The following is a 21,354-nucleotide window of genomic DNA, read 5'->3' as shown; positions in this document are numbered from 1 at the left end:
GCAGCTGCGCGGCTAGTTTCTGCGCTCAACTGGCGCTGTTATTTTAGGAGGCCGCGTAACTTGTGGCGTTATCGCTTGGCAGCTCTCTATTACTTTCCATTATTACCGCGTGCTCTTACAAACGATTTTTACAACGAGCCGTCAGGCTCAGTCATTTGTTACGGAGGGGACGCCATTTTTCCGGCTGATAACCCAGCGAATGGCTGCCGCAAAGGGGTATGAACTGGCCCTGTTTGCTGGCCGAAAGTCCACGTACAATGTGGAGTCGGCTGATTACGGCTGGAAAGAAGCGGACTTTACTACCCACACGGGGCTCTTGCTGTGCGATAGTCAGGCAGCGCTGGCTACCCACCTGGGCATTATTATGCCGGCGTTGCAGTCGTGCCAGGCTGAATTTGCTGGTCTGGAACCCTATATCTGGGTGGGTGGCACCGAGCGAGGCGGGATTTTCGGCTACAACGCCGCCTTCTTCGCTTTGTGAAGCCCGTGCATCTCCCCGGGTATTAAGCCCGGGGAGATGGTTGGCTGAGCCATGTAACGGCTTCCTGCATTTGCCCGCTGGAGAAAACCCGAATCTGGAAGGATCCGGTCCAGCCCAGCAGGTGCCGTAGCATCCCAAGCGTGGCCATACGTACCAGCAGATTACGGCCGCTCAGAATGGCGGCCGCGCCAAAATCGAACTGCAGGCGGGCCCGCGTCAGCCAGTCGTATTTAAACCATACTTCCACCTCGACGGAGCAGGAGTCCATGATGCCCTGGTCCACCAGCAGGCGGTCCAGATGCTGCTGCTGACCAATTTCCAGCAGTCGGTCCATGAGCTCCATCACGTGGGCATCCTGCCGTTGGCCCGTGCTCCAGACCACCTGCACGAAGGTAGAATGGAGGAGAATACGGCCGGCAGGATTTTCAAAGCACAGCATGGAAGCAGGAAGCAGTAAAGGAAAAGCTTAGAGGCGACGCAGTACGCGTTTACTGCGGCCGATGAGCAGGCGGACAACGGCCCGGCAAATATCGGTTAAGGAGGCCGGCATAAGTGTTAGCAGGCCGTGCCCCTGGGTGAAGGTGGGGTTTTCCTCGACAAAGTACACCGCATGATGATTGACCGCCGAATTCCATTGGGGTTGGGGGCCGCTCTCACGCGTGATCCAGCCGACGTATCGTACGTACGGCGCCTCGGGTCTGACGGGAGCCAGGTGGAAACTGGCCGCAAGCTCGAACATCAGCGTCTGTTTGTCGGCCGGTGTAGGCCGTAGGAAAGTCGGCCAGATCCGCGGAGCATATTTGGCCGCCATGGCGTAGGAAGCCGGATAGACCATGGACGCGAAGAAGAAGCTATCGTAGCGCAGCCCGGAGAGGCTATGCAGCAGCATGCGTCCCAGGGCTCGTAGAATGGTCAGGTCCTGGCCCCGAAAAGCAGGAAGCTTACCGGTTTCCATGCGGAAAATCTGGCGGCGCTTACCGTCGATTACCCGCCGGAACGTGTGCATGGCCAAGTAGCCTACCAATTCGCCCTGCTCCGAGTGCTGCAGGTAGATCCACGTACGCCAGGCAGTCGAATCTACCACGTAACGGCGGAAGGCCTCATAGTCGACGCCGGTAAAAAGTTGTTCCTGCAGCGGATACAGCTGCTGACTAAGAAGATGGCGCTCCTGGGAGCTGAGCCGATGAACCGCAATTTTTTGGGTAAACATCAGGTAAAAGGGATAAGGTACAGTTGCCGACGGCCTTCGTCGGCACTCTACCTTACCCCTTTGGGCACGCAACCTGGTGATCGGGCAAACAGGGTGAAGTGAAGCCGTATCTTTATTTTTTTCAGTTGCTCCCCTATATCAGCAACGCCCCGGCCCACTTAGTAGACCGGGGTAGTGCCTGGTAAAAATCAGGCCGCCGACGATTCCACGGTGTAGATGGTGTCGGCCGCCACCGGTGCCGGGGTGGGGACATCCTCCCAGATGCGGCGCATGGTCTGGTGCTGGAAGTCCTCCACGATTTTGGCGTACACCAGCGTGGTCTTGATGCTGGCATGGCCCAGAATCTTCTGCAGTACCTCCACCGGCATACCCCGCAGCAGGCTCTGGGTGGCGAAGGTGTGGCGGGCCGTGTGCATCGTTATCAGCTCGTGCTTGGGTCGCATGGACTTGATCACCTGCCCGGCCCGCACCTCCACGACTTCCACGCCGGCCGTAACGCCGGCCAGCTGACAGATACGCTTGAGGTAGCGGTTCATCACCTGGTTCTGGTAGACGGGCAACAGGCGCGCGCCCGGCCCTTCACGCTCGGGGCCGGCGTGTTTCTCCAGCAGGGCCGTGGCGGCGGCCGTCAGGTAGACGCTCACCCGGGTGCGGGTTTTGGTCTGGGTCAGACGCAGCACCCGTCCCGAGCCGTCGGGCAGGGCCTCCACGTTGCCGCCGTGCAACTGCAGCACGTCGGAGTAGCGCAGGCCGGTATAGCAGCAGAACAGAAACACGTCCCGCACCGGTGCCAGCGTGGTGGGCAGCACCGTCACGCGCAGGCGCTCCAGCTCCGGCCCCGTGAGGTACACTTTCTCCGTGTCCTGACAGGCCACGCGCAGCTTCCGGGGCTCCACGCTCACCGTCAGGCCCCGCTCATCGCGCAGGTAGCCGAAGAGCCGCCGTAGGTCTTTGCCCACGGTGTACAGAGAATTTGGGCTGAGGGCCCGCTCGTGGCGCAGGTAAGCCAGCACCAGATCGTGGGTGGCCAGGTCGTAACCGCTGACCGTGAGCTTGCGGCCGGCCCACCGCTCGAAGTCGCGCAGCCAGTTGGCCGTGACCAGATAATGGCGCAGCGTGTTCCACATCAGCCCGCGCCGGCGCATGACTTCGCGAAACTCCATAATTTCCGTTACCACCAGCCGCTCGGGGGCGGGCGTGGGCGCCGGGGCCGGCCGCAGGGCGGCTTTCAGGCCGGCCAGCGTAGGGGTTTCGCCGGCGGCGCGCACGGCGCGCCACCAGGCCAGCATATCGGAGGCCATGCGGGCCAGCAGGGCGTTGGCATCTTCGGCCAGCGGATAGGAACGTCGGAACTGCTGCCGGTCCTCGTTCCAGTCGGCCGGTTTACACTTCTCGCCGGTGGCGCAGCGCAGGCGCAAGCCGTCGAAGTAAACTGCCAAATGCACGGGGCACCGTCCCGTGCTGTCTTTTTTGTCGGTGCGAAGCGTGAATTGCGTCACCATACCGGTATAGGGGGCGTAAGGGGGGCGTGACTCCCACCCAGAGTTGAAAGATTCGCGCCCAGAGAACCGAGTACCCCCAGACGCAAAAAACCCGGAAACCAGCTTTCGCAGCGCGAGGAGCAAGTTTCCGGGCATTCCGGTAGTGAATAAATGAGCCTCCTGTCGGGATCGAACCAACGACCTACTGATTACAAGTCAGTTGCTCTACCAGCTGAGCTAAGGAGGCATTCAGGTGGCACAAAAGTAGGCGTTGCAGGCGAACAGGGCAAGTAATTCGCTGAAATTTCCTGCTGAAAAAAACTAACTAACTGACCTGCCGAAAAATAAAAACACCGCGCCTTTTAACAGAGCGCGGTGTTTTGTTGAAATACAGGGTGAAGCTAGCTTCTTACGGCCCGCAGCTGGCGTTTCAACCCGTCAATCCGCGCCTGGGCTTCATTGATGCGGCCCTGGTATTCCTCCCGGAGCTGGCCGGCATTTTTGGAGCGGGCGAAAAACTCCAGGTTGGTTTTAAGGGTCGAAATGTCGTTTTCCAGTTCGTTGATTTCCCGTCGCAGCGTCTGCTCTTTCTTGTAGAGCTGCTGCTGGGCGTCGGGCGACGACTTGAGGCGTTCAATCTGCAGCGCAAACAGCAGGTCTGTGCGGTCGGCGTAGGTGAGGCCCGGTACCTGGTCGAGGTACTTGCCCATCAGCGTCTGAAACTTGTCCTCCGCTTGCCCGGAATGGCGAGCACCGCTGTCGAAGGCCCGCCATTCGCTGACGTGCTGACGGAAGCCCTCCAGCGTGCCCGGCTGGTCAGAAGAAAGGCCGGTTACGGCTTCGGCTACCTGCGCGAGGTGCTGGGTCTGTTCCTGGCCAAGTTGCTGCACCTGGTGCTCGCGCTGGCGGGTTTCTTCTTTTTTGCGGTCAAAGAAGGCGTCGCAGGCGGTGCGGAAGCGGTTCCAGACCTTGTCCGACTGCTTCTCGGGCACCCGGCCAACCAGCTTCCATTCTTTCTGGAGGCGAATGACCGTTTCGCGAGCCTCCTCCCAGTTGGGGCTCTGCAAAGCCGACTCAGCTTGCTCACATAGATCGAGCTTGCGCTTGAGGTTGGTGTTTTTTTCCTCGTCGAGAGCCTTAAAGAACTGATTTTTCTTCTGAAAAAAGCCCTTGTAAGCACCCCAGAACTGTCGGTTCAGCTGCTCGGCCTTATCGCGGGGCACGAGGCCGGCGGCGTCCCAGGCTTCCTTCAGCTTCTGCAGCTCGTCGGTTTTGGCGCGCCATTCGTTTACGCGCTCTGTCTGGAACTCGCCGAACGGCCGCAACTCTTCTAGTAGCGCCGTTTTACGCTCCAGATTAGCCGTTTCCTGCGTCTGGCGGGTTGTCAGGAATTCCTGCTTGCGGTTGTGCACCTGCTCCGAGGCTTGGAGGAAACGCTGCCACAGCGTTTCGCGCTGCTCATTGGGAACGGGGCCGATATGTTTCCACTCATCGTGTAGCTGCCGCAGCTCCTGCAGGGCCTTGTTGATGCTGGGCTGCTGCTGGAGTGCCTCGGCGCGGGTAATGAGCACTTCCTTGGCCTCCAAGTTGCGGCGACGGTCCAGCTCCTTCATTTCGAAGAACAGACCGCGGTTGTTGTAGTAAATGTCGAGCAGTGCGTGGTAGCTGTTCCACAGCTCCTGGGCCTCTTTCTGGGGCACGGGACCGGTGGCCTTCCAGTCGTTTTGTAGGGCCTTGATGCGGGCCGAGCTGTCCTTGGTTTCAGCCGACTCTACCAGGGTACGCAGCTGGGAGAGGAGATACTGCTTATGGGTCAGGTTCTTGGTACGCTGCTCATCCTCGGCCTTGGCGTCACGGGCCCGGCTGTCACGGAACTCCTGGAAGGCTTTGGTCAGATCCTGGTGGCCTTCGGGGCCGGCATATGCAAATTCCTCGGCTTGGTTGCCCTCATCCACGAAACGCTGTCGGGCGGCGGTACGCTCTGTTTGCAGCTGGGTATCGTAGAGGCGGTAGAGGTCGGAAATCTGCTTGCGGTTCTGGCGGGCATCGGGGCGGCGCAGCAACTGCAGCAAGTGAGCCGTCCGGGCTGGCAGATCCAAGGTGGAAAAGTCTACAGCCGGCACTTCCGGTACGTATTCCTCTTCCTCCTCAGCAGCCGCCGCGTCGGAGGACGTATGCAGGGAGCCAACGGTGGGGGCGCTTTCAAGGGCAGCTTCCACGTTGGCTGGGGTTACCTCAACCACCGGCGTAACGTGCGGGGCTTCCGGTTCGGGCAGGGCGGCGTCCTGCGGCGTTCCTTCCGAAGCAGTGGCCGGTGCTTCTACTGCCTCAGTGAGCGTTGCAGGCTGGTCGGTGGCCGGAGAAGTGGTGCCATAATGCGCCATGGCGCGGGCCTCACCGGCAGAATGCACCTCAGTGGTAGCGGCATCTGCGGGTACGTGGGTGAGGGATTCAGTCGCGGCTGTTGCTTCGGGACTGTCTGGCTCGGGGGCAGAGGAAGCCGCTTCCGGCTCGGCCGTACCGGACCCGACAGGCTCGGCGGGCAGGGGCGGGGTGCCCTGGGCCGGACGCTCGGTAATATCTTCGGGCTCGGTCTGGCGGTTTTGGATTTCGGCCAGGCGGCGTTCCAGAATCTGCTGGGGCGACTCCGCGCTGTCGTCGGAGTGAGTGGGGGCGGGGGAATTCTGATCAGGTAGCATACAAGTCGGAAGGAAGGCCCGGCCGGTGGCCGGGAGGTGGTAAAGCGTTAATTCAGGCGGGGGTCGGTGGGGTAGTTGGACAGCATGCGGTAGCGCCCGCCCTTTTCCCGCAGAATGGACTGCCAGAAGGCATCAGTGGTCAAAGTAAATACTTTCGCGGCAGCATTGGGATGCACAATCCAGACATTTTCCCGCACCTCTTCCGCCAGCTGCCCGGCCGTCCAGCCCGAGTAGCCCACGTAAAGGCGTACGTCATCGGGAGCGGCCTGACCACTGATGAGCTGCTCAAGCAGTTGCGAAAAGCTGCCGCCCCAGTACACCTGGTCGCCCAGGTGGCTGGCCTGCGGCAGGTCGGGCTGTTGGTGGAGGTAGTGCAGTGTATCGGGTTGCACCGGCCCCCCGATGCCAAGCGGAATGTGCGTGGCCGGCAGCGTTTCGCCGCCGGGCAGCTCCAGCACATCGCCGAGCCGCAGCGTTGCTGGCCGGTTCAGGACCAGCCCAAAAGAGCCTTCCTCGTCCGAGTGGCTGCACAATAGCACTACGGTACGCTCAAAGTTCGGGTCGCCCAGGAAAGGCTGGGAAATCAGCAGACTGCCAGGACGAAGACGCGGCATCGGAAGTCGGGGTTTGGTGAAGGAGGGAGCAAGTGACGGCGGACAGGGCAGAGGTAAGTACGGAAAAGATTTGGACTGACCGTAGCGGCTCCTGCTTATAGAGCGTACGACGGGCAGGGGGGCGCGGGTTCCGTCAGCTGCCATCAAAGTGCTACCTTGCGGCCGGATTATCGGCCCGCAGATGCGTTTAGCGCAGCTCTTCCCCCGGCCAAACATTCCTTTCTCCGCTCTTGTTTTCAGCATTTCCCATGACTGATCAGCAGCTGGCCGATTTGCGCCAGACGTATTCCCAGCGCACCCTCACTGAAGCCGACGTGCAGCCCGATGCCGTGCGGCAGTTCCGGACTTGGCTGGATGAGGCCCTGGCCGCTCAACTCGACGAGCCTACCGCCATGACCCTGTCGACCGTGAATGAGGCTGGTCAGCCAGCCGCGCGTATTGTGCTGCTCAAGGGCCTGCCCGAAGAAGAGGGCTTTCTGTTCTTTACCAACTACGAGTCGCGCAAGGGGCAGGAGCTGGCTACCAGCCCCTTGGCGGCCATTACGTTTTTCTGGCCCGGGCTGGAGCGGCAGGTACGGGTGGAGGGCCGGGTAGAAAAAGCGTCGGAAGAGGTATCCACGGAGTATTTCCAGAGCCGGCCGCGCAGTAGTCAGATTGGGGCCTGGGCCTCCCCCCAGAGCCAGCCCATCCGCAGCCGGGAGGAGCTGGAGCAGCGGGAGCAGGACGTAGAAGCCCGCTTTGCCGGGCAGCAGCCGCTGCCGCGCCCCGCGCACTGGGGCGGCTATGTGCTGCGCCCGCAACGGGTGGAGTTCTGGCAGGGACGTCCCTCCCGCCTGCACGACCGGATTGTGTACGAGCTGCACGGTGGCAGTTGGCGCATCAGCCGTCTGGCTCCTTGAAGAAGTATGAATGCTGAGAGTGGAAGTATGAAGTAGAATGTTTTCGCATTCAATGTTCAGTGTTCGATCCTCAGCAGCGGCAACTGCTCAACTCATACTACCACTCTCAGCATTCATAACTCTCCTAAATTCTTGGCTGAAATTCAACCCCTGCGCGGCTGGCGCTACAACTCAGAATTGAGCCAGCAGATTGACGCGTATGTGTCGCCGCTGTTTGATGTGGTATCGGTGAAGCAGCGGGAGGCGCTGTACCGCAATCCGCTCAATAGTATTCACCTCTCGGTGCCCCGGGGCGAGGACGCGGCCGGGGCGGCCGCGCAGCGCCTGCGGGAGTGGCAGGAGCGGGGCGTGCTCCTGCAGGATGAGCTGCCGGGTATTTACGTGTACTATCAGTATTTCCGGCTGGCGGGCAGCTCCCGCGAGTATTGCCGCAAAGGCTTCATGTGCCACATCCGGGCCACCGACTGGACCGAAAATGTGGTGCTGCGCCACGAGAATACGTTGCCCGCTGCCGTCAACGACCGGGCCGAGCTGCTGGCCCGCACCGAGTTCCAGACCAGCGCCACCCACGGCCTGTACCGCGACGATGCATTTGCGCTGGAGCACTACATGGATGAGGCCATGCGTAGCCCGCTCTACCAGACGGAGGAAGATTACCAGGGCGCGCGCGACGTGCTGGCCGTGATTCAGGATGTACGTATTATTCGTCAGTTTCAGCAGGTACTGGCGCAGCGGGAGGTAATTCTGGCCGACGGACACCACCGCTACGAAGGCTCCCTGGCCTACCGGCAGGCGCGGCGGGCGGCGGCCGGGGCCGCGTACACCGGGCACGAAGCCTGGAATTTTCACCTTATGTACCTCACCAACGCAGCGGCCGACGACCTGCGGATTCTGCCCACACACCGGCTCGTGCTGGAGTTGCCCGGCGGCCTGACTTCGGCCGAGCTGCTGGCCCGGCTGGCTCCCTACTTTACGGTGCTGCCCCTGGAAGATGCCTACGACCTGCCCGAGCGCATTGCCGGCAAGCCCTGGGCCTTCGGGCTGTACTTAGGCGAAGGGCAGGCATATAAAATCCGGCTGCGGCCGGAGGTGCACGAGCTGCTAGCCTGGGATACCACCCCCGAGGTAAAAGCCCTGGACCTGACGGTGCTGCATTACTTTGTGCTGGAAAAAGTGCTGGGCGTAACCGGCCCCGAGGCGCAGCGCCAGTGGCCGGGCATTGCCTACGTGCGCAACTTTCCCGAGTGCCTGACCCGCGTAGACCGGGGCGAGGCCCGGGCCGCCTTCATCACCAACGAGGTAACCATGGCGGAGGTGGAAGCCGTGTGCCACTCCGGCTCCGTGATGCCCCCCAAATCCACGTTCTTTTACCCCAAAACCATTGGTGGCTTCCTGTTTAGCAGTATTCAGGAGGCCGAAACTTCCGCGCCGTTCTATGCCGCTTTCCGCTCCTGATACCGCCTCATTCGTCAGCCCCCACCGGCCCCGGCTGGTGCTGGCATCCAACTCGCCCCGCCGCCGCCAGCTGCTCACGGAACTGGGCCTGACGTATGAAATCCGGCTGCGGGAAGTAGAGGAAAGTTTCCCGGCCCACCTGGTGCGGGCGGAAGTGGCGGAGTACCTGGCCGCCCACAAAGCCAGCGCCTACGCCTCCGACCTGGCCCCCGATGAGCTGGTTATTACGGCCGATACCATTGTGTGCCTCGATGACGACGTGCTCAACAAGCCTGCCGACGAGGCCGAGGCCGTGCAGATGCTCCAGCGCCTGCAGGGCCGCGCCCACGACGTGTACACCGGCGTCTGCCTGCTCTGCGGCGACGGCCGCCGGGTGGTTTTCTCCGACCAGACCCGGGTGCATTTCCGCGCCCTCAGCCTCGCGGAAATCGAGCATTACGTGCGCCAGTATCAACCCCTTGATAAAGCCGGGGCCTACGGGGCCCAGGACTGGATTGGGATGGTGGCCGTGACTCGGCTCGAAGGCTCGTATTTCAACGTAATGGGCCTGCCCGTGCACCGCGTATGGGAGGAGATGGAGAAGCTGGGAGCCGTGGGGCTGTAGCCAATGCAATCAACGCAACAAAAGCGGCCGGCCTATCCAGATGATAAGCCGGCCGCTTTTGTTGCGTCCTGTCTAAGTGCTACTGCACCGATAACCGAAAAGCGGCCGGGGTGAGGCCGGTTTTGCTTTTGAACAGGCGGGTGAAATACTGCGGATACTCAAAACCTAGTTGGAAAGCCGTTTCATTGATGGACAGCGAAGTGCTGAGCAGCAGTTGCTTGGCTTTCTCGATAAGGCCGTAATGAATGTGCTGTTGGGTATTCTGGCCGGTGAGGCTCCGGAGCATGTCGCTGAGGTAGGCGGGTGAAACGTGCAGGGCGTCGGCGAAATATTGCACGCTGGGCAGCGGCTGTTCCGTGGCCTGGGTAAAATAGGCGGCGAGCAGCTCCTCAAAGTGGCTGAGCAGGTCGTGCTCGGCGGGGCGGCGCGTCAGAAACTGCCGGTGGTAGAAACGGTTGCCGTAGTTCAGCAGGACTTCCAGCTGGGCCACCAGCACATCATGGGTAAAGCCGTCGACGGGCTGCGTGTGCTCTCGCCGGATGATTTCTACTACCCCATCCAGTGTCTGCTCCTCCTGGTCAGAGAGGTGCAGGGCCTCGTGTACCTGATAGGAAAAGAATCCGAAACCGGCCAGTTTCCGGCCCAGTGGATATTTGTGGAGCAGATCGGGGTGAAAGACCAGCATCCACCCGCTGAGCTCCGAGAGGTCCAGTTCCTCATTGCCTTCGCAGAGCTGGCCGGGGGCGTAAAAGGCCAGGACTCCTTCGCTGAAATCATAGGACCGACGGCCGTACTGCATCTGGCCCTTCAGGTTCTTTTTCAGGGAGATGATATACAGCTGCCGCAAGGCCGGGCCGGTAGGAGGCAGCACCCGGCGGTGTTGCGCCAGATCAATCACCGTCAGCAGCGGGTGTGCCGGATTGGGAAAACCGAAATGCTGGGTGAAGTCGGAAACCGAAGCCAGTACCCGAAACTCTTTAGCCGGATGTCGCATGCGAAGTGATGAAGTAAGTACGTCGTACCGGGCTTGTCAAGGCCGCGCCAGTCTGTTGCTGCCCCGTTGGCTGGGCAAGCAGAAACGACGCTACTTTGACAAGCCCGGCCGGATGGAGAATGTTTCGGAAGTTCCCGGGTTTAAAACCCTTCCGGATACGCCTGCCCGGCGGCGCTGCCCACGGGCAGAATGGCATCCAGTTCGGCCAACTCCCCGGGCGTCAGTGGCATGGCGGCGGCGGCTACGTTCTGCTCCAGGTAGGTGCGCCGCTTGGTGCCGGGAATGGCCACCACATCCTGCGCCAAAACCCAGGCTAGGGCCAGTTGCGCGGCTGTTATGCCTTTGGCGGCGGCCATCGACTGTAGCTTCTCTACCAACGCCAGGTTCCGGTAGAAATTCTCCCCCTGGTAGCGAGGAAAAAAGCGGCGGGAATCAGTGGGCTCGAAGTCATCGGGAGACTTGATTTCACCTGATAGAAAGCCCCGGCCCAGCGGCGAATAGCCCACGAAGCCAATGCCCAGGTCGCGCGTGGCCTGCAATACGCCATTCTCTTCCACGCCCCGGTCAAAGAGGGAATATTCCGTTTGCAGCGCCGTAATGGGATGTACCTGGTGCGCCCGCTGCAGAATATCGGCTGGTACTTCCGAGAGGCCCAGGTAGCGCACTTTGCCTTCTTCCACGAGCCGGCTCATGGCGCCCACTGTTTCTTCGATGGGCGTGGCTGGGTCGAGCCGGTGCAGGTAATACAGGTCCACGTAGTCGGTCCGCAGGTTGCGCAGGGAGCGTTCAATGGATTTGCGCACGTACTCGGGCCGGCCGTTGTAGCCGCCGGTCCAGTTTTCCTGGTCGTCGACTTCAAACCCGAATTTGGTTGCCAGAATGACTTCGGCGCGCCGGCCAGCCAGGGCTTTCCCCACCAGCCGCTCATTGTGCATCGGTCCGTACAGGTCAGCCGTGTCCAGCAGGTTGATGCCCAGTTCCAGCGCCCGGTTGAGGGTCGCGAGGCTTTCCTGCTCGTCGGCCTCGCCGTACACGCTCATGCCATTAATGCCGCCCGTCATGCCCATGCAGCCCAGGCCTTCGATGGGTACTTCCAGGCCCTGGCTGCCCAGGGCTACGCGTGTGATGGTATTCATCGGATGTGTTGGGGGTTGAGTGAGGGTATTCAACTTACCCTGCAAAGGTCTGGCAGTAGCTACTGGCCGCCGTTATACAAACTGCCGCTTCTGCAACACAAAACGCGGGTGCTGCCTCTAATCTGGTCCCTTCTACTGCCAGCCTTGCACCGAGTGGCCCCCGAAAATTCCTTTGTTAATGGCCGGCGTAAAAATGGGGTACGGAAACGTAGGAGCCGGGGCGCTGGCCTCGTCCAGGGCTTGGAGCTGCCTGGGCGTAAGCCGGACTTCCAATGAGGCTAAGTTATCATGGAGTTGCTCCAGCTTGCTGGCGCCCAGAATAAGTGAGGTAATGCCTTGTTGTGCCGAGGCCCAGGCCAGAGCCACCTGCGCCAGCGGGCGGTTCAGCTCGGCGGCCACCGTGCGTAGCACCTCCAGCACCTGCCAGTTGTGGTCCGTGAATTTGGAGTCGCCGAAGGGGTTGCTGCCGGTGAGGCGGCCTTCGCCGGTGGCTTTGGGGGCTTCGCGCGGGTACTTGCCGGCCAGGAATCCGGCGGCCAGGGGGCTCCAGGGCAGTACCCCGAGGCCGCACTCCCGGGCGGCGGGCAGGTGTTCCCGCTCAATGCTGCGCTCCACCAGCGAATACTCCAGCTGCAGCGCAATGGGACCCGGAATGCCGTGGGCTTGCGCCAGCGTGGCAGCCTTGGTGGCGTACCAGGCCGGAATATCCGAAAAGCCGAAATAGCGGATTTTACCCGCCCGCACTAGGTCGCCGAGGGTCTGGAGTACTTCTTCCACGGGCGTGACCATATCCCAGGCATGCAGCCAGTACAGGTCCACGTAGTCGGTCTGGAGGCGGCGCAGGGAGCTTTCCAGCGACTGGTAGATGTTTTTGCGGCCGTTGCCGCCAGCGTGCGGGTTGCCGGGGCTGGTGTTGAAGGCGAACTTGGTGGCCAGTACCAGTTGGTCGCGCAGGCCGCGTTCCTTGATGTAGTGGCCCACCAGCTCTTCGCTGCGGCCTTTGGCATACACATCAGCCGTATCCAAGAAGTTGCCACCCGCGTCCACGTAGGCATTGAAGATCTGTTGGGAAACCTCATCGGCAGAGCCCCAGCGCGGCGTACCAAAGGTCATGGTGCCCAGTGTGAGCGGGCTGACAACGAGGCCGGAGCGGCCGAGGGTGCGGAAATTAGTGAGTTGCATCTGTATCTGAGCGGTTAGTGCTGGATAGAACTATCCATACGCTCAAAGGTCCGGCGCCGGCTACTGGCCGCCGTTATACAAACAGCCGGTTCTGCAATACAAAACGCCCCGGCTGCACTGCTCGCATGGCCGTCGTAGGGGACAGTTCAGGCCAGCCGCGCCAGCAGATTTTCCTGCGTCGCCTGCCACTGAGCCAGTTCATCGGAGGCCTGCCAGAGGTCCAGCAACTCAGAATTCCGCAGTACGGCCAGCACGGCCCGGGTGGCTAGGTCGGTCAGGGCCTCTTCGTCGCTGACATCCAGTTCCTCCGTGAGGTCGAGCACATCGGCCGGAAAGTCGGGCGTGGGGTCGCCCAGCCAGGCAGCCACAATTTCGGCGGCGGCCAGAGCGGCCCCGGCGGCTTCCGCCTCCAGGTGCTTTTCTTCCTCGGCAGCCGTAATCAGGGCTTCCAGCAGGAGCACTTCGCTGGGGTCATCGGCAAAGTCGGCCAGAAAATCAGCCGCGTCGTCGTTATCAAAGTTGCGAAAGCCGGAAGTGCTCATAAGAAGTGCAGCAGGAAAGGACAGGGGCCTAAAGATACGTGTTACCGGCCGGCTACCGCTTACTTATCCGTGAGTGGCAGGTCCGGCAGAGGCTGGTGGGGGCGGGCGTAGCCGTAGCGGGCCACTGGCGTAGCCTCGTAATACGTGTCGAGGCCGCTGAGGGCCACGGTACCGGCCGCCGCCAGATCCAGCGAGCCGTCGGTGCGTAGCACGTCCTGTTCCGGCAGGTACACATGCTGCACACTCCCAATGAGCAGAACTGTGCCATTGGCTTCAATGGGGATTTCCTGCACCAGTTCCAGCCCAATGCGCAGCCGGCTTTCCTGCACGTACGGGGCGGCAAAGCCATCCAGGTATTCCGGGGTCAGGCCGCAGGCCGTAAACTCGGATACTTCCCGGGGGAAATTGGCGGAGGTATAATGCGCCGCGCCGGCCATGTCGGTGTGCACATGGTTGAGAGTATAGCGGCCCGTCGCTCGGATGTTGTCGTAAGAATGGCGCTCCACGGTGGGCGGCCGCATAATGAGGCCCAGCAGGGCCGGGTTAGAGCCCAGATGTACAACGGAGCTGATAATGGCCAGATTGGTGCGGCCCGCCGCGTCGGCAGTGCCCAGTAGGTTAACCGGTTTGAATCCGGTAATGGCGTTAACCAGATTCAGCCGGTATACTTTCTCAAGCTGGGCGAGGTCGGAGGCGGTAAAATGGGACATATGGTGGTAGGAGTGAGAAGACAATAGCCTTTGTAACCGACAACCTGCGGAAAAGTCTGCTGAATATTTTTAGTTTGTTCTTTTTTTGTGAACCCCAAATAAAACACCGAAAGGCTTCATAGTTAAACTATGAAGCCTTTCGGTGTTTTATTTGGGGTGCTGTAACTTACGGCATCAGCACTTTATCAATTACGTGAATTACGCCGTTGCTTTGAATTACGTCGTAGGTGGAAATAGTGGAAATATTCCCTTTTTCGTCCTGAAGTACAACGTTTTTCGGGCCGTTCATCATGGCTTTCAGCGTGCCACCGCTCACCGTTTTTAGGGTAGCAGTGCCTTTGCCGGCCTTGATGGCCGCCATAATTTTGTCGGCGGTCATATTGCCGGCCACTACGTGGTAGGTCAGGATTTTAGTGAGCGTGGCTTTATTTTCGGGCTTCACCAACGTTTCCACGGTGCCGGCGGGCAGGGCTGTGAAGGCGGCATTAGTGGGCGCAAATACGGTAAAGGGACCTTTGCCCTGGAGCGTTTCTACCAGGCCAGCAGCTTTCACGGCAGCTACCAGGGTTGTGTGGTCGGCCGAGTTAACGGCATTTTCCACGATATTCTTGTTGGGGTACATTGCCTGGCCGCCTACCGATACGGTGCCGGGCGTCATCTTGGCCTGAGCCGTAGCGGAAGTTGCGGAGGCCGTGCCCAGCAGGGCAATGAATGAGAGGGAAAGCAGGTGCTTTTTCATGAAAAAGAATAGAAAAATGACGTGGGTTGGAACTATTTGCCAGCACTTACGCCACTACTTTCCTGTTCGGATTTACGGCTGCCAAAAAAAATAACAGATGCAGGAATTAATTTATAACGCAAACGTAAAGCGAATCATAAATCAAAACAGGTAAAAATGAATGAGTAGTTGAAATAAAAAAATCGAGCATCCGCTGAAATTGGCAGATGTCCGGTTAAAAAAAAGTCTTGTTTATTGCCCGAACAATGCAGCGGCTAATAGGCTGTCCTGGTGATAAATATCAGGCAGGAATACCAGCCGCCCGTTATCCGTTTCGCAGGTGTAATACCGCAGGTAGATGGTCAGGCTGCGCTGTAGGTCGAAGCGTTGTTTCTCCTGCTCCCGGACGCTCTGGTACATGCCGGTCAGCTCTTTCACCCTGTTCTCCCGGCGTAGCAGGTACTCAGCCAGTTTGAACGGCTTTTCCACGCGCACGCAGCCGTGGCTCAGGGCTCGGTCGGTGCGGCTGAAGGCACTGCGGGCGGGCGTATCGTGCAGGAAAACGGTCTGCTGGTTGGGAAAGTAGAACACCACGCTGCCCAGGGCATTGAACGAGCCGGCCCGTTGCCGGATAGCGTAAGGGAATTTCTCCGGCGTCATCTTCTGCCAGTTTACCCGCCACGGATTGATCTGCCGGCCCCGGCCGTCATACATGCGGTAATGATTGTCGTAGAGGTAGCTCGGGTCGCGCTGCAGCGCCGGCAGAAACTCTCGCACGGCAATGCTATAGGGTACGCGCCATTCCGGAGACGTTACAAATACCACTATGCGGCTGCTGAGCACGGGAGTCGGCGACTCTGGCTTGCCCACAATCACCCTGTGGGTCTGGATGACCTGCCCGTTCCGGATGAGCTGGAGCCGATACGCCGGAATATTGACCACCGCGTATTCCGAATCGGCCGGGGCGGCCCACCGGAGCCGTTCCAGGTTCAGGGCCACTCGGCGGAAGCCGGCCGTTGTGTCCTGCATCAGACGCGCCGAATCGGTGGGGGAGGCGTGCAGGCTGCGTACCCAGGCCCCCTGCAGCAGGCGGTAGGCCCGGGTACTGGGCTGGTTTCGGAGCAGGGCCGTGGCAAAATCGGGGGCCAGTAGGGCTTGTTGCAGCAGGCCGGCGGTAGGGCCGGCCGTCAGGCTATCGGCCGGGGGAGCGGGCGTGAGCGTTTCAGGAAGGAGGTAGCCCTGGCGCAGGTGGGTGGTGTACCGAAGCAGCGCGTCTGTAAGGCGTAGTTCCGAGAGGGCCAGCTGTTTGGACCGGCTGGTGCCGCCCGTTTGCTGCAAGGAGTCAGGAAAGGCCTGTAGTGTTGCCCAGGCGTAACGGCTCGGACTCAGGCCCACATCTGCGGCCCGGCCGAGCAAGGCCAGGGCCTGCCGGGCCCGGCTATTCCAGCCAGTTTCCTGAATCCAGTGCGTAGTGTACCCTTGGTTGGCATAGAATGCCTGCACGGCTGGGCCGGCCATCAGGCCCAGTTGGCGGTACGTGGCAGCGGCACCGTGCTGGCGTGTGTCCAGCAGGGTGCGCAGGGTAGCCCGGGCCGCCGTCATTTCCACGTCGGTTACTCGCTCACTATGTTTCCTGGAATGAGCTTCCAGAGAAAATGCGCAGCCAGTGAGGAGTACAAGCAATAAGGCAGACCGCACGGTGCTTCTTAACCAATCCATAAAGCTGTGAGGTAAGAAGGTGACGGAAAAGCGGGCAGTACGGTTCAGCGCATAGGCTACGGGGTGAAAGTATGGCGTATGTCCAGAGAAGGGCGATTGTACTTTGATAAAGTAGAAAAAAAGGAAGGAATATCCAACAGCTATTTCAGTCGGGCATCAAAAGGATGAGGCTCTAGGGTAACGGTGCGCAGGAGCCGAGTATGGTCGGGATGCAGCGGGTTGAACAGATAGTTCCATTCCGAAGGCGCATGCGCCGAGGGTACCCGCAACACCCAGTGCCGGCCCTCATCCAGCCAGGCCCGCCCGATTTCGGCCAGTTCGGCCGGGTACGGCACCTGCTGCCAGTTGGCGGGCAGGTCGGCCGCGTCGATTTGCCGGAACGGCGTACCGTCGGGAATTTCCAGAGTAAGGGCGAAATAGTTGCGCGGCAGTACTGGCGAGTTAGCCAGCACTTCCAGCTTGGCCAGAGACAAATGCTCGGCCGTATACAGAATCTGGCTCCCGATTTTATGCCAGCGTCCGCCGTAATACAACCCTCCCTGCCCGGAGGTATCCGAAATGTAAGGTGCCTTGCCCAGGCGGTAGAGAAGCACAGACTGACGATTTAGGAAATGATGGGTGAGTTGTCCAAGGCGGGAAAACTACCGCATGATCAGGAAAAATGCCCGTGCTGAATACGGCCCAGCACATCGTGCACTTGGTCGCGGCCGATAACCGAATGAAGCAGATGCTTGGGCTTCTGCCCGCCCAGGGCCGGAATGGGCGAGTTAAGCCAGAAATGCAGGTCTTCCTCGTCTTCGAACACCTCCATGCCCTTCGCCAGCACGGCTGAGAGCTGAATGGCCTTCTCGCCTTCGTCGAGCGTCAGGGGCTTACGGGTCTGTTCACGCCGTGCCAGGGTGCTTTCCGAAACGCCTAACACCACGCTCATTTCTTTGTTGGAAAAGCCCAGGTGCTGTTGTAAGGCCCGCACTGCCTGCACCGAAATGCCTTTGATAGCCACGGCCAGAAGGTCCATCTCATTGCGTACCAGCTGAGGAATTACGGTTGGCCCGCCCATCAAGTCCACCATATTGGCCACCGAGGTTTTACGAACGACTGTCATTTGCCTGTTTTTTAATCGTCATTTGACGACAATATACGCAGTAACGACAGAATCCGTGCGAATGATTCATTTACTGGCCGGTTAGGGCATAGGTGGCGGCCGGCGGAAGCCGATATCTTTGCCGCAAACAATCCTGCGTTCTGATGTCTGCTTCTTTGCTGCCAGCCCCTGAGCAACTGGTCATTGACCATACTGCCGAATTTATTCGGGAGAAATTCCTGCACGAAGGCTCCGGCCACGACTGGGAACACATCCGCCGGGTGTGGCAGGTGGCCCGGGCCCTGGCAGCTCAGACGCCCTCGGCCGATGCGCTGGTAACGGAACTGGCCGCCCTGCTGCACGACGTGGCCGACTGGAAATTTCATGACGGTGACGAAGAAGCCGGTCCCCGGGCTGCCCGCCGGTGGCTGGAAAGCCAGCATGTAGCGGAGCCAGTTATCCAGCGGGTAGAGGCCGTCATTCGCGAAATCAGCTTTAAGGGCCTGGGAGTGGCCACGCCCATGAGTACGGTGGAAGGGGAATTGGTGCAGGATGCCGACCGGCTCGATGCCATTGGGGCCATTGGGGTAGCCCGAGCCTTTGCGTACGGCGGCCACAAGGGCCGCCCCCTGCACGACCCCACGGTGCCGCCCGTGGTGCATGAGTCGTTTGAAAGCTACAAGCGGAATGTAGCGCCCACTATCAACCACTTCTACGAGAAGCTGCTGCACCTGCGCGAGCGGCTTAATACACCCGCCGCCCGCCGCGTGGCCGAGGAGCGCCACGCCTTTATGGAACAGTTTCTGACGCAGTTCCTGCGCGAGTGGGACAGCCAGGATGTGGCCCAATCCTAATTCCTATCTTTACCCCATGCGTTTTTCTCCCTCTTTTGCCCGCTGGCTGGCCCCTTTGGTTGTGTTGCTGCTGGCCGCTTCGTGCCGTACCTGTCCGATGGAAGCCTGCCACACCCGTAAGGTGCATCTGCACAACGGTACCAAGTATCGTGGGCAGCCCTGGTTCAAGAAGCAGAACCCGGCCATCGGGGAAAAAATCAAGGTGCATAAGCAGGAAAAGGGGAAGCATTCCAACGACCGTAGCAAGACCCTTAAATAGGCCCTGAATCGGGCTTTGAGCTAGGTAAAACGGGTTTTTCTGCCTATCTTGCAGGCTTAACGAAGTTCACTCTCACGGGCTGTGAAGCTCCTCTTTCAGGGGCTTTCCGGCCGACTACATTCTCCCTATGGCGGAAGGCGAAAAGATCATTCCGATAAACATTGAAGACGAGATGCGTGGGGCCTACATCGACTATTCGATGTCGGTTATCATCTCCCGGGCACTGCCCGATGTGCGTGACGGCCTTAAGCCCGTACACCGCCGCGTGCTCTATGGCATGTCGGACCTGGGCGTTTCCTACAACAAGTCCTATAAGAAGAGCGCCCGTATCGTGGGGGAAGTGCTCGGTAAGTACCATCCCCACGGTGACTCCTCGGTATATGACACCATGGTGCGCATGGCCCAGGAGTGGAGTCTGCGCTATCCGCTGGTGGATGGTCAGGGAAACTTCGGCAGCATCGACGGTGACTCGCCGGCCGCTATGCGCTACACCGAGGCCCGCCTCAAGCGCCTCTCCGACGAGCTGCTGGGCGACTTGGACAAGGATACGGTAGATTTCCAGCCCAACTTCGATGACTCCCTGGAGGAGCCGTCGGTGCTGCCGGCTAAGTTCCCGAACCTGCTGGTAAACGGTACCACCGGTATTGCCGTGGGTATGGCCACCAATATGGCCCCGCATAACCTCACGGAGGTGGTAGACGGCATCATTGCCTACCTGGCCAACTCCGATATCACCATTGCCGAGCTGATGGAGCACGTAACGGCTCCCGACTTTCCCACGGGCGGTATCATCTACGGCTACGAGGGCGTGAAGCAGGCCTTTGAGACGGGCCGGGGCCGGGTAGTGATGCGGGCCAAGGCGCACTTTGAAGTCTTGCCATCGGGCAAGGAGCAGATTATCGTGACCGAAATTCCCTATATGGTGAACAAGGCTTCGATGATTGAAAAGACGGCCGCGTTGATCAACGAGAAGAAAATTGAGGGTATTGCCGACCTGCGCGACGAATCGGACCGCGACGGGATGCGTATTGTGTACGACCTGAAGCGGGACGCAATGCCCACGGTGGTACTTAATAACCTGTATAAGTACACCCAGCTGCAAAGCTCGTTCGGCGTCAACAACGTGGCCCTGGTAAAAGGCCGCCCGATGACGCTTAACCTCAAGGACCTGATTCACCATTTCGTAGATCACCGGGCCGATGTAGTCGTGCGCCGGACCCGCTACGAGCTGGCCGAAGCCCAGAAGCGCGCCCACATCCTGGAAGGTCTGCTTATTGCGCTGGACCACCTCGACGAGGTAATTAAGCTGATCCGGGGCTCCCGCGACGGGGACGTGGCGCGGGCTCAGCTCATTGAGCGGTTCTCGCTGAGCGAAGTGCAGGCCCGGGCCATTCTGGATATGCGCCTGCAGCGCCTCACCGGCCTGGAGCGTGACAAGCTCATGCAGGAGTTCAACGACCTGATGGCTCTCATTGACCACCTGAAGGCCGTGCTGGCCTCGGACGAGATGCAGCGGGATATCATCCGCCAGGAGCTTATCGACATTAAGGACCGTTACGGCGACGCCCGTCGTACCAGCATCGAGTACGCCGGTGGCGACTTCTCGATGGAGGATATGATTGCCGATGAAAGCATGGTGATTACCATCTCGCGCGAAGGCTACATCAAGCGCACGGCGCTGGATGAGTACCGGGCGCAGGGTCGGGGAGGAGTAGGGGCCCGTGGGGCGGCTTCCAAGCAGGATGACTTTACGGAGCACCTGTTTGTGGCCACTACCCACGAGTACCTACTGTTCTTCACCGAAGCTGGCCGCGTATTCTGGCTGAAAGTGTACGAAGTGCCCGAGGGTGGCAAGAACACCAAGGGCCGGCCCATTCAGAACCTGATTGAGATTCCCCGCGAAGATTCGGTGCGTTCCGTATTGAACGTGCGCGGTCTGCGCGACCCGGATTACCTCGACAATACCTTCCTGATGTTCTGCACCGAGCAGGGCACCGTGAAGAAAACCCCGCTGGAGGCCTATTCGCGCCCCCGTACTGCCGGTATCAACGCCATTACCATCAACGAAGGCGACCGGCTGCTCGACGTGCAGCTGCTCAACGGCAACTCGGAAGTCGTGCTGGCGTTGCGCTCTGGCCGGGCCGTGCGTTTCCCCGACGAGAAAGTACGCTCCATGGGCCGCACTGCTGCCGGGGTACGTGGTATCACGCTCTCGGAAGAAATGGCCGATGACCGGGTAGTAGGCATGGTATGTCTCGATAAGGATAGCCAGGATGAACTGCTGGTAGTTTCGGAAAACGGCTACGGCAAGCGTAGTCCGCTGGAGGAATACCGCATCACCAACCGTGGTGGCAAAGGCGTGCGCGCCATGAAGCTAACCGATAAAACCGGCCAGCTGGTGACCATCAAAACGGTAAACGACACCGATGATCTGATGATCATCAACAAATCGGGCATTACCATCCGTTTGCGCATGAGTGAGCTACGCAGCATCGGGCGGGCCACCCAGGGCGTACGGCTGCTGAAAATCAGTTCCGGCGACGAAATTTCCTCCGTTGCCAAGGTGGCAGCCGAGGAAAAGGAAATCGAACTGGAAACCGATGGGACCGAGGCTGTAACGCTGAACGGCAGTCCGGACGAGGAAGGGCCAGTCAGCCTCCCGGATACGGACCTCACGGACCTGACCGATCCTGAATCCATCAGCGCTAATTAA

General features: G+C 60.1%; 21 protein-coding genes and 1 tRNA gene. 7 read left to right on the top strand and 15 right to left on the bottom strand.

What is annotated here, in order from left to right:
* Nucleotides 1-199 precede the first annotated feature (199 nt).
* A complete protein-coding gene (locus HSW_RS12120) occupies nt 200-481 on the top strand; it encodes a hypothetical protein (RefSeq protein WP_044002147.1) in 282 nt (93 codons plus the stop codon).
* A gap of 22 nt (nt 482-503) precedes the next feature.
* Here HSW_RS12120 and HSW_RS12115 read toward each other — a convergent pair whose 3' ends face one another.
* The 6 genes from HSW_RS12115 to HSW_RS12090 all read right to left on the bottom strand — a co-directional run bounded on the left by HSW_RS12115 (nt 504) and on the right by HSW_RS12090 (nt 6,485).
* The gene (locus tag HSW_RS12115; RefSeq protein ID WP_044002146.1) at nt 504-920 is read right to left on the bottom strand and encodes an STAS/SEC14 domain-containing protein; all 417 of its coding nucleotides are present in this window, start codon (nt 918-920) and stop codon (nt 504-506) included.
* A gap of 27 nt (nt 921-947) precedes the next feature.
* A complete protein-coding gene (locus tag HSW_RS12110; protein ID WP_052346384.1) occupies nt 948-1,691 on the bottom strand; it encodes a hypothetical protein in 744 nt (247 codons plus the stop codon).
* 188 nt (nt 1,692-1,879) lie between these two features.
* Nucleotides 1,880-3,193, bottom strand: coding sequence for a tyrosine-type recombinase/integrase (locus HSW_RS12105; protein WP_044002145.1), 1,314 nt, complete (start codon nt 3,191-3,193; stop codon nt 1,880-1,882).
* 153 nt (nt 3,194-3,346) lie between these two features.
* Nucleotides 3,347-3,419, bottom strand: a tRNA-Thr gene (locus HSW_RS12100).
* A gap of 154 nt (nt 3,420-3,573) precedes the next feature.
* Entirely contained in the window at nt 3,574-5,871 is a 2,298-nt protein-coding gene (locus tag HSW_RS12095; RefSeq protein WP_052346383.1) for a DUF349 domain-containing protein, read from the bottom strand.
* Nucleotides 5,872-5,918: 47 nt separating this feature from the next.
* Nucleotides 5,919-6,485, bottom strand: coding sequence for a YqgE/AlgH family protein (locus tag HSW_RS12090; protein ID WP_044002144.1), 567 nt, complete (start codon nt 6,483-6,485; stop codon nt 5,919-5,921).
* Nucleotides 6,486-6,733: 248 nt separating this feature from the next.
* Here HSW_RS12090 and pdxH point away from each other — a divergent pair, with 248 nt between their 5' ends.
* From pdxH to HSW_RS12075, 3 genes are all read left to right on the top strand, one after another.
* Complete coding sequence (gene pdxH, locus HSW_RS12085) at nt 6,734-7,384, top strand: pyridoxamine 5'-phosphate oxidase (protein WP_044002143.1); 651 nt, start codon at nt 6,734-6,736, stop codon at nt 7,382-7,384.
* Nucleotides 7,385-7,516: 132 nt separating this feature from the next.
* Nucleotides 7,517-8,839: a DUF1015 domain-containing protein gene (locus tag HSW_RS12080; RefSeq protein WP_044002142.1), complete on the top strand. Its 1,323-nt coding sequence runs from the start codon at nt 7,517-7,519 to the stop codon at nt 8,837-8,839.
* Entirely contained in the window at nt 8,820-9,443 is a 624-nt protein-coding gene (locus HSW_RS12075) for a Maf family nucleotide pyrophosphatase (RefSeq protein WP_044002141.1), read from the top strand. The genes HSW_RS12080 and HSW_RS12075 overlap by 20 nt, the downstream gene beginning before the upstream one ends.
* Nucleotides 9,444-9,522: 79 nt before the next feature.
* Here the strand turns inward: HSW_RS12075 and HSW_RS12070 are convergent, their stop codons facing one another.
* The 9 genes from HSW_RS12070 to parS all read right to left on the bottom strand — a co-directional run bounded on the left by HSW_RS12070 (nt 9,523) and on the right by parS (nt 17,549).
* Nucleotides 9,523-10,437: a helix-turn-helix domain-containing protein gene (locus HSW_RS12070; protein WP_044002140.1), complete on the bottom strand. Its 915-nt coding sequence runs from the start codon at nt 10,435-10,437 to the stop codon at nt 9,523-9,525.
* Between the two features lie 140 nt (nt 10,438-10,577).
* The gene (locus HSW_RS12065) at nt 10,578-11,573 is read right to left on the bottom strand and encodes an aldo/keto reductase (protein ID WP_044002139.1); all 996 of its coding nucleotides are present in this window, start codon (nt 11,571-11,573) and stop codon (nt 10,578-10,580) included.
* A 132-nt stretch (nt 11,574-11,705) separates the two neighbouring features.
* Entirely contained in the window at nt 11,706-12,755 is a 1,050-nt protein-coding gene (locus HSW_RS12060) for an aldo/keto reductase (protein WP_044002138.1), read from the bottom strand.
* Nucleotides 12,756-12,901: 146 nt separating this feature from the next.
* Nucleotides 12,902-13,297: a DUF4259 domain-containing protein gene (locus HSW_RS12055; RefSeq protein ID WP_044002137.1), complete on the bottom strand. Its 396-nt coding sequence runs from the start codon at nt 13,295-13,297 to the stop codon at nt 12,902-12,904.
* A gap of 59 nt (nt 13,298-13,356) precedes the next feature.
* Nucleotides 13,357-14,007, bottom strand: coding sequence for a flavin reductase family protein (locus HSW_RS12050; protein WP_044002136.1), 651 nt, complete (start codon nt 14,005-14,007; stop codon nt 13,357-13,359).
* A gap of 166 nt (nt 14,008-14,173) precedes the next feature.
* On the bottom strand, nt 14,174-14,746 hold the full coding sequence (locus HSW_RS12045; RefSeq protein ID WP_044002135.1) for a fasciclin domain-containing protein: 573 nt from the start codon (nt 14,744-14,746) through the stop codon (nt 14,174-14,176).
* 231 nt (nt 14,747-14,977) lie between these two features.
* Nucleotides 14,978-16,444, bottom strand: coding sequence for a L,D-transpeptidase scaffold domain-containing protein (locus HSW_RS22810; RefSeq protein WP_081768388.1), 1,467 nt, complete (start codon nt 16,442-16,444; stop codon nt 14,978-14,980).
* A gap of 140 nt (nt 16,445-16,584) precedes the next feature.
* Complete coding sequence (locus tag HSW_RS12035) at nt 16,585-17,037, bottom strand: RES family NAD+ phosphorylase (protein WP_044002134.1); 453 nt, start codon at nt 17,035-17,037, stop codon at nt 16,585-16,587.
* Between the two features lie 59 nt (nt 17,038-17,096).
* Nucleotides 17,097-17,549 (bottom strand): type II RES/Xre toxin-antitoxin system antitoxin, encoded by a 453-nt coding sequence (gene parS, locus HSW_RS12030; protein ID WP_044002133.1) that lies wholly within the window; start codon nt 17,547-17,549, stop codon nt 17,097-17,099.
* A 143-nt stretch (nt 17,550-17,692) separates the two neighbouring features.
* Between parS and HSW_RS12025 the strand changes: the two genes are divergently transcribed.
* The 3 genes from HSW_RS12025 (at nt 17,693) to gyrA (ending at nt 21,354) form a co-directional block, all read left to right on the top strand.
* Complete coding sequence (locus tag HSW_RS12025; RefSeq protein WP_044002132.1) at nt 17,693-18,382, top strand: HD domain-containing protein; 690 nt, start codon at nt 17,693-17,695, stop codon at nt 18,380-18,382.
* 16 nt (nt 18,383-18,398) lie between these two features.
* A complete protein-coding gene (locus HSW_RS12020) occupies nt 18,399-18,641 on the top strand; it encodes a hypothetical protein (protein ID WP_044002131.1) in 243 nt (80 codons plus the stop codon).
* Between the two features lie 127 nt (nt 18,642-18,768).
* Nucleotides 18,769-21,354, top strand: a complete 2,586-nt coding sequence (gene gyrA / locus HSW_RS12015) for a DNA gyrase subunit A (RefSeq protein ID WP_044002130.1) — start codon at nt 18,769-18,771, stop codon at nt 21,352-21,354.

It is taken from the genome of Hymenobacter swuensis DY53, assembly GCF_000576555.1.
Classification (GTDB): Bacteria; Bacteroidota; Bacteroidia; order Cytophagales; family Hymenobacteraceae; genus Hymenobacter; species Hymenobacter swuensis.
Note: the sequence above shows the minus strand (reverse complement) of the source record. Positions and strands in the feature narration are given on the sequence as shown.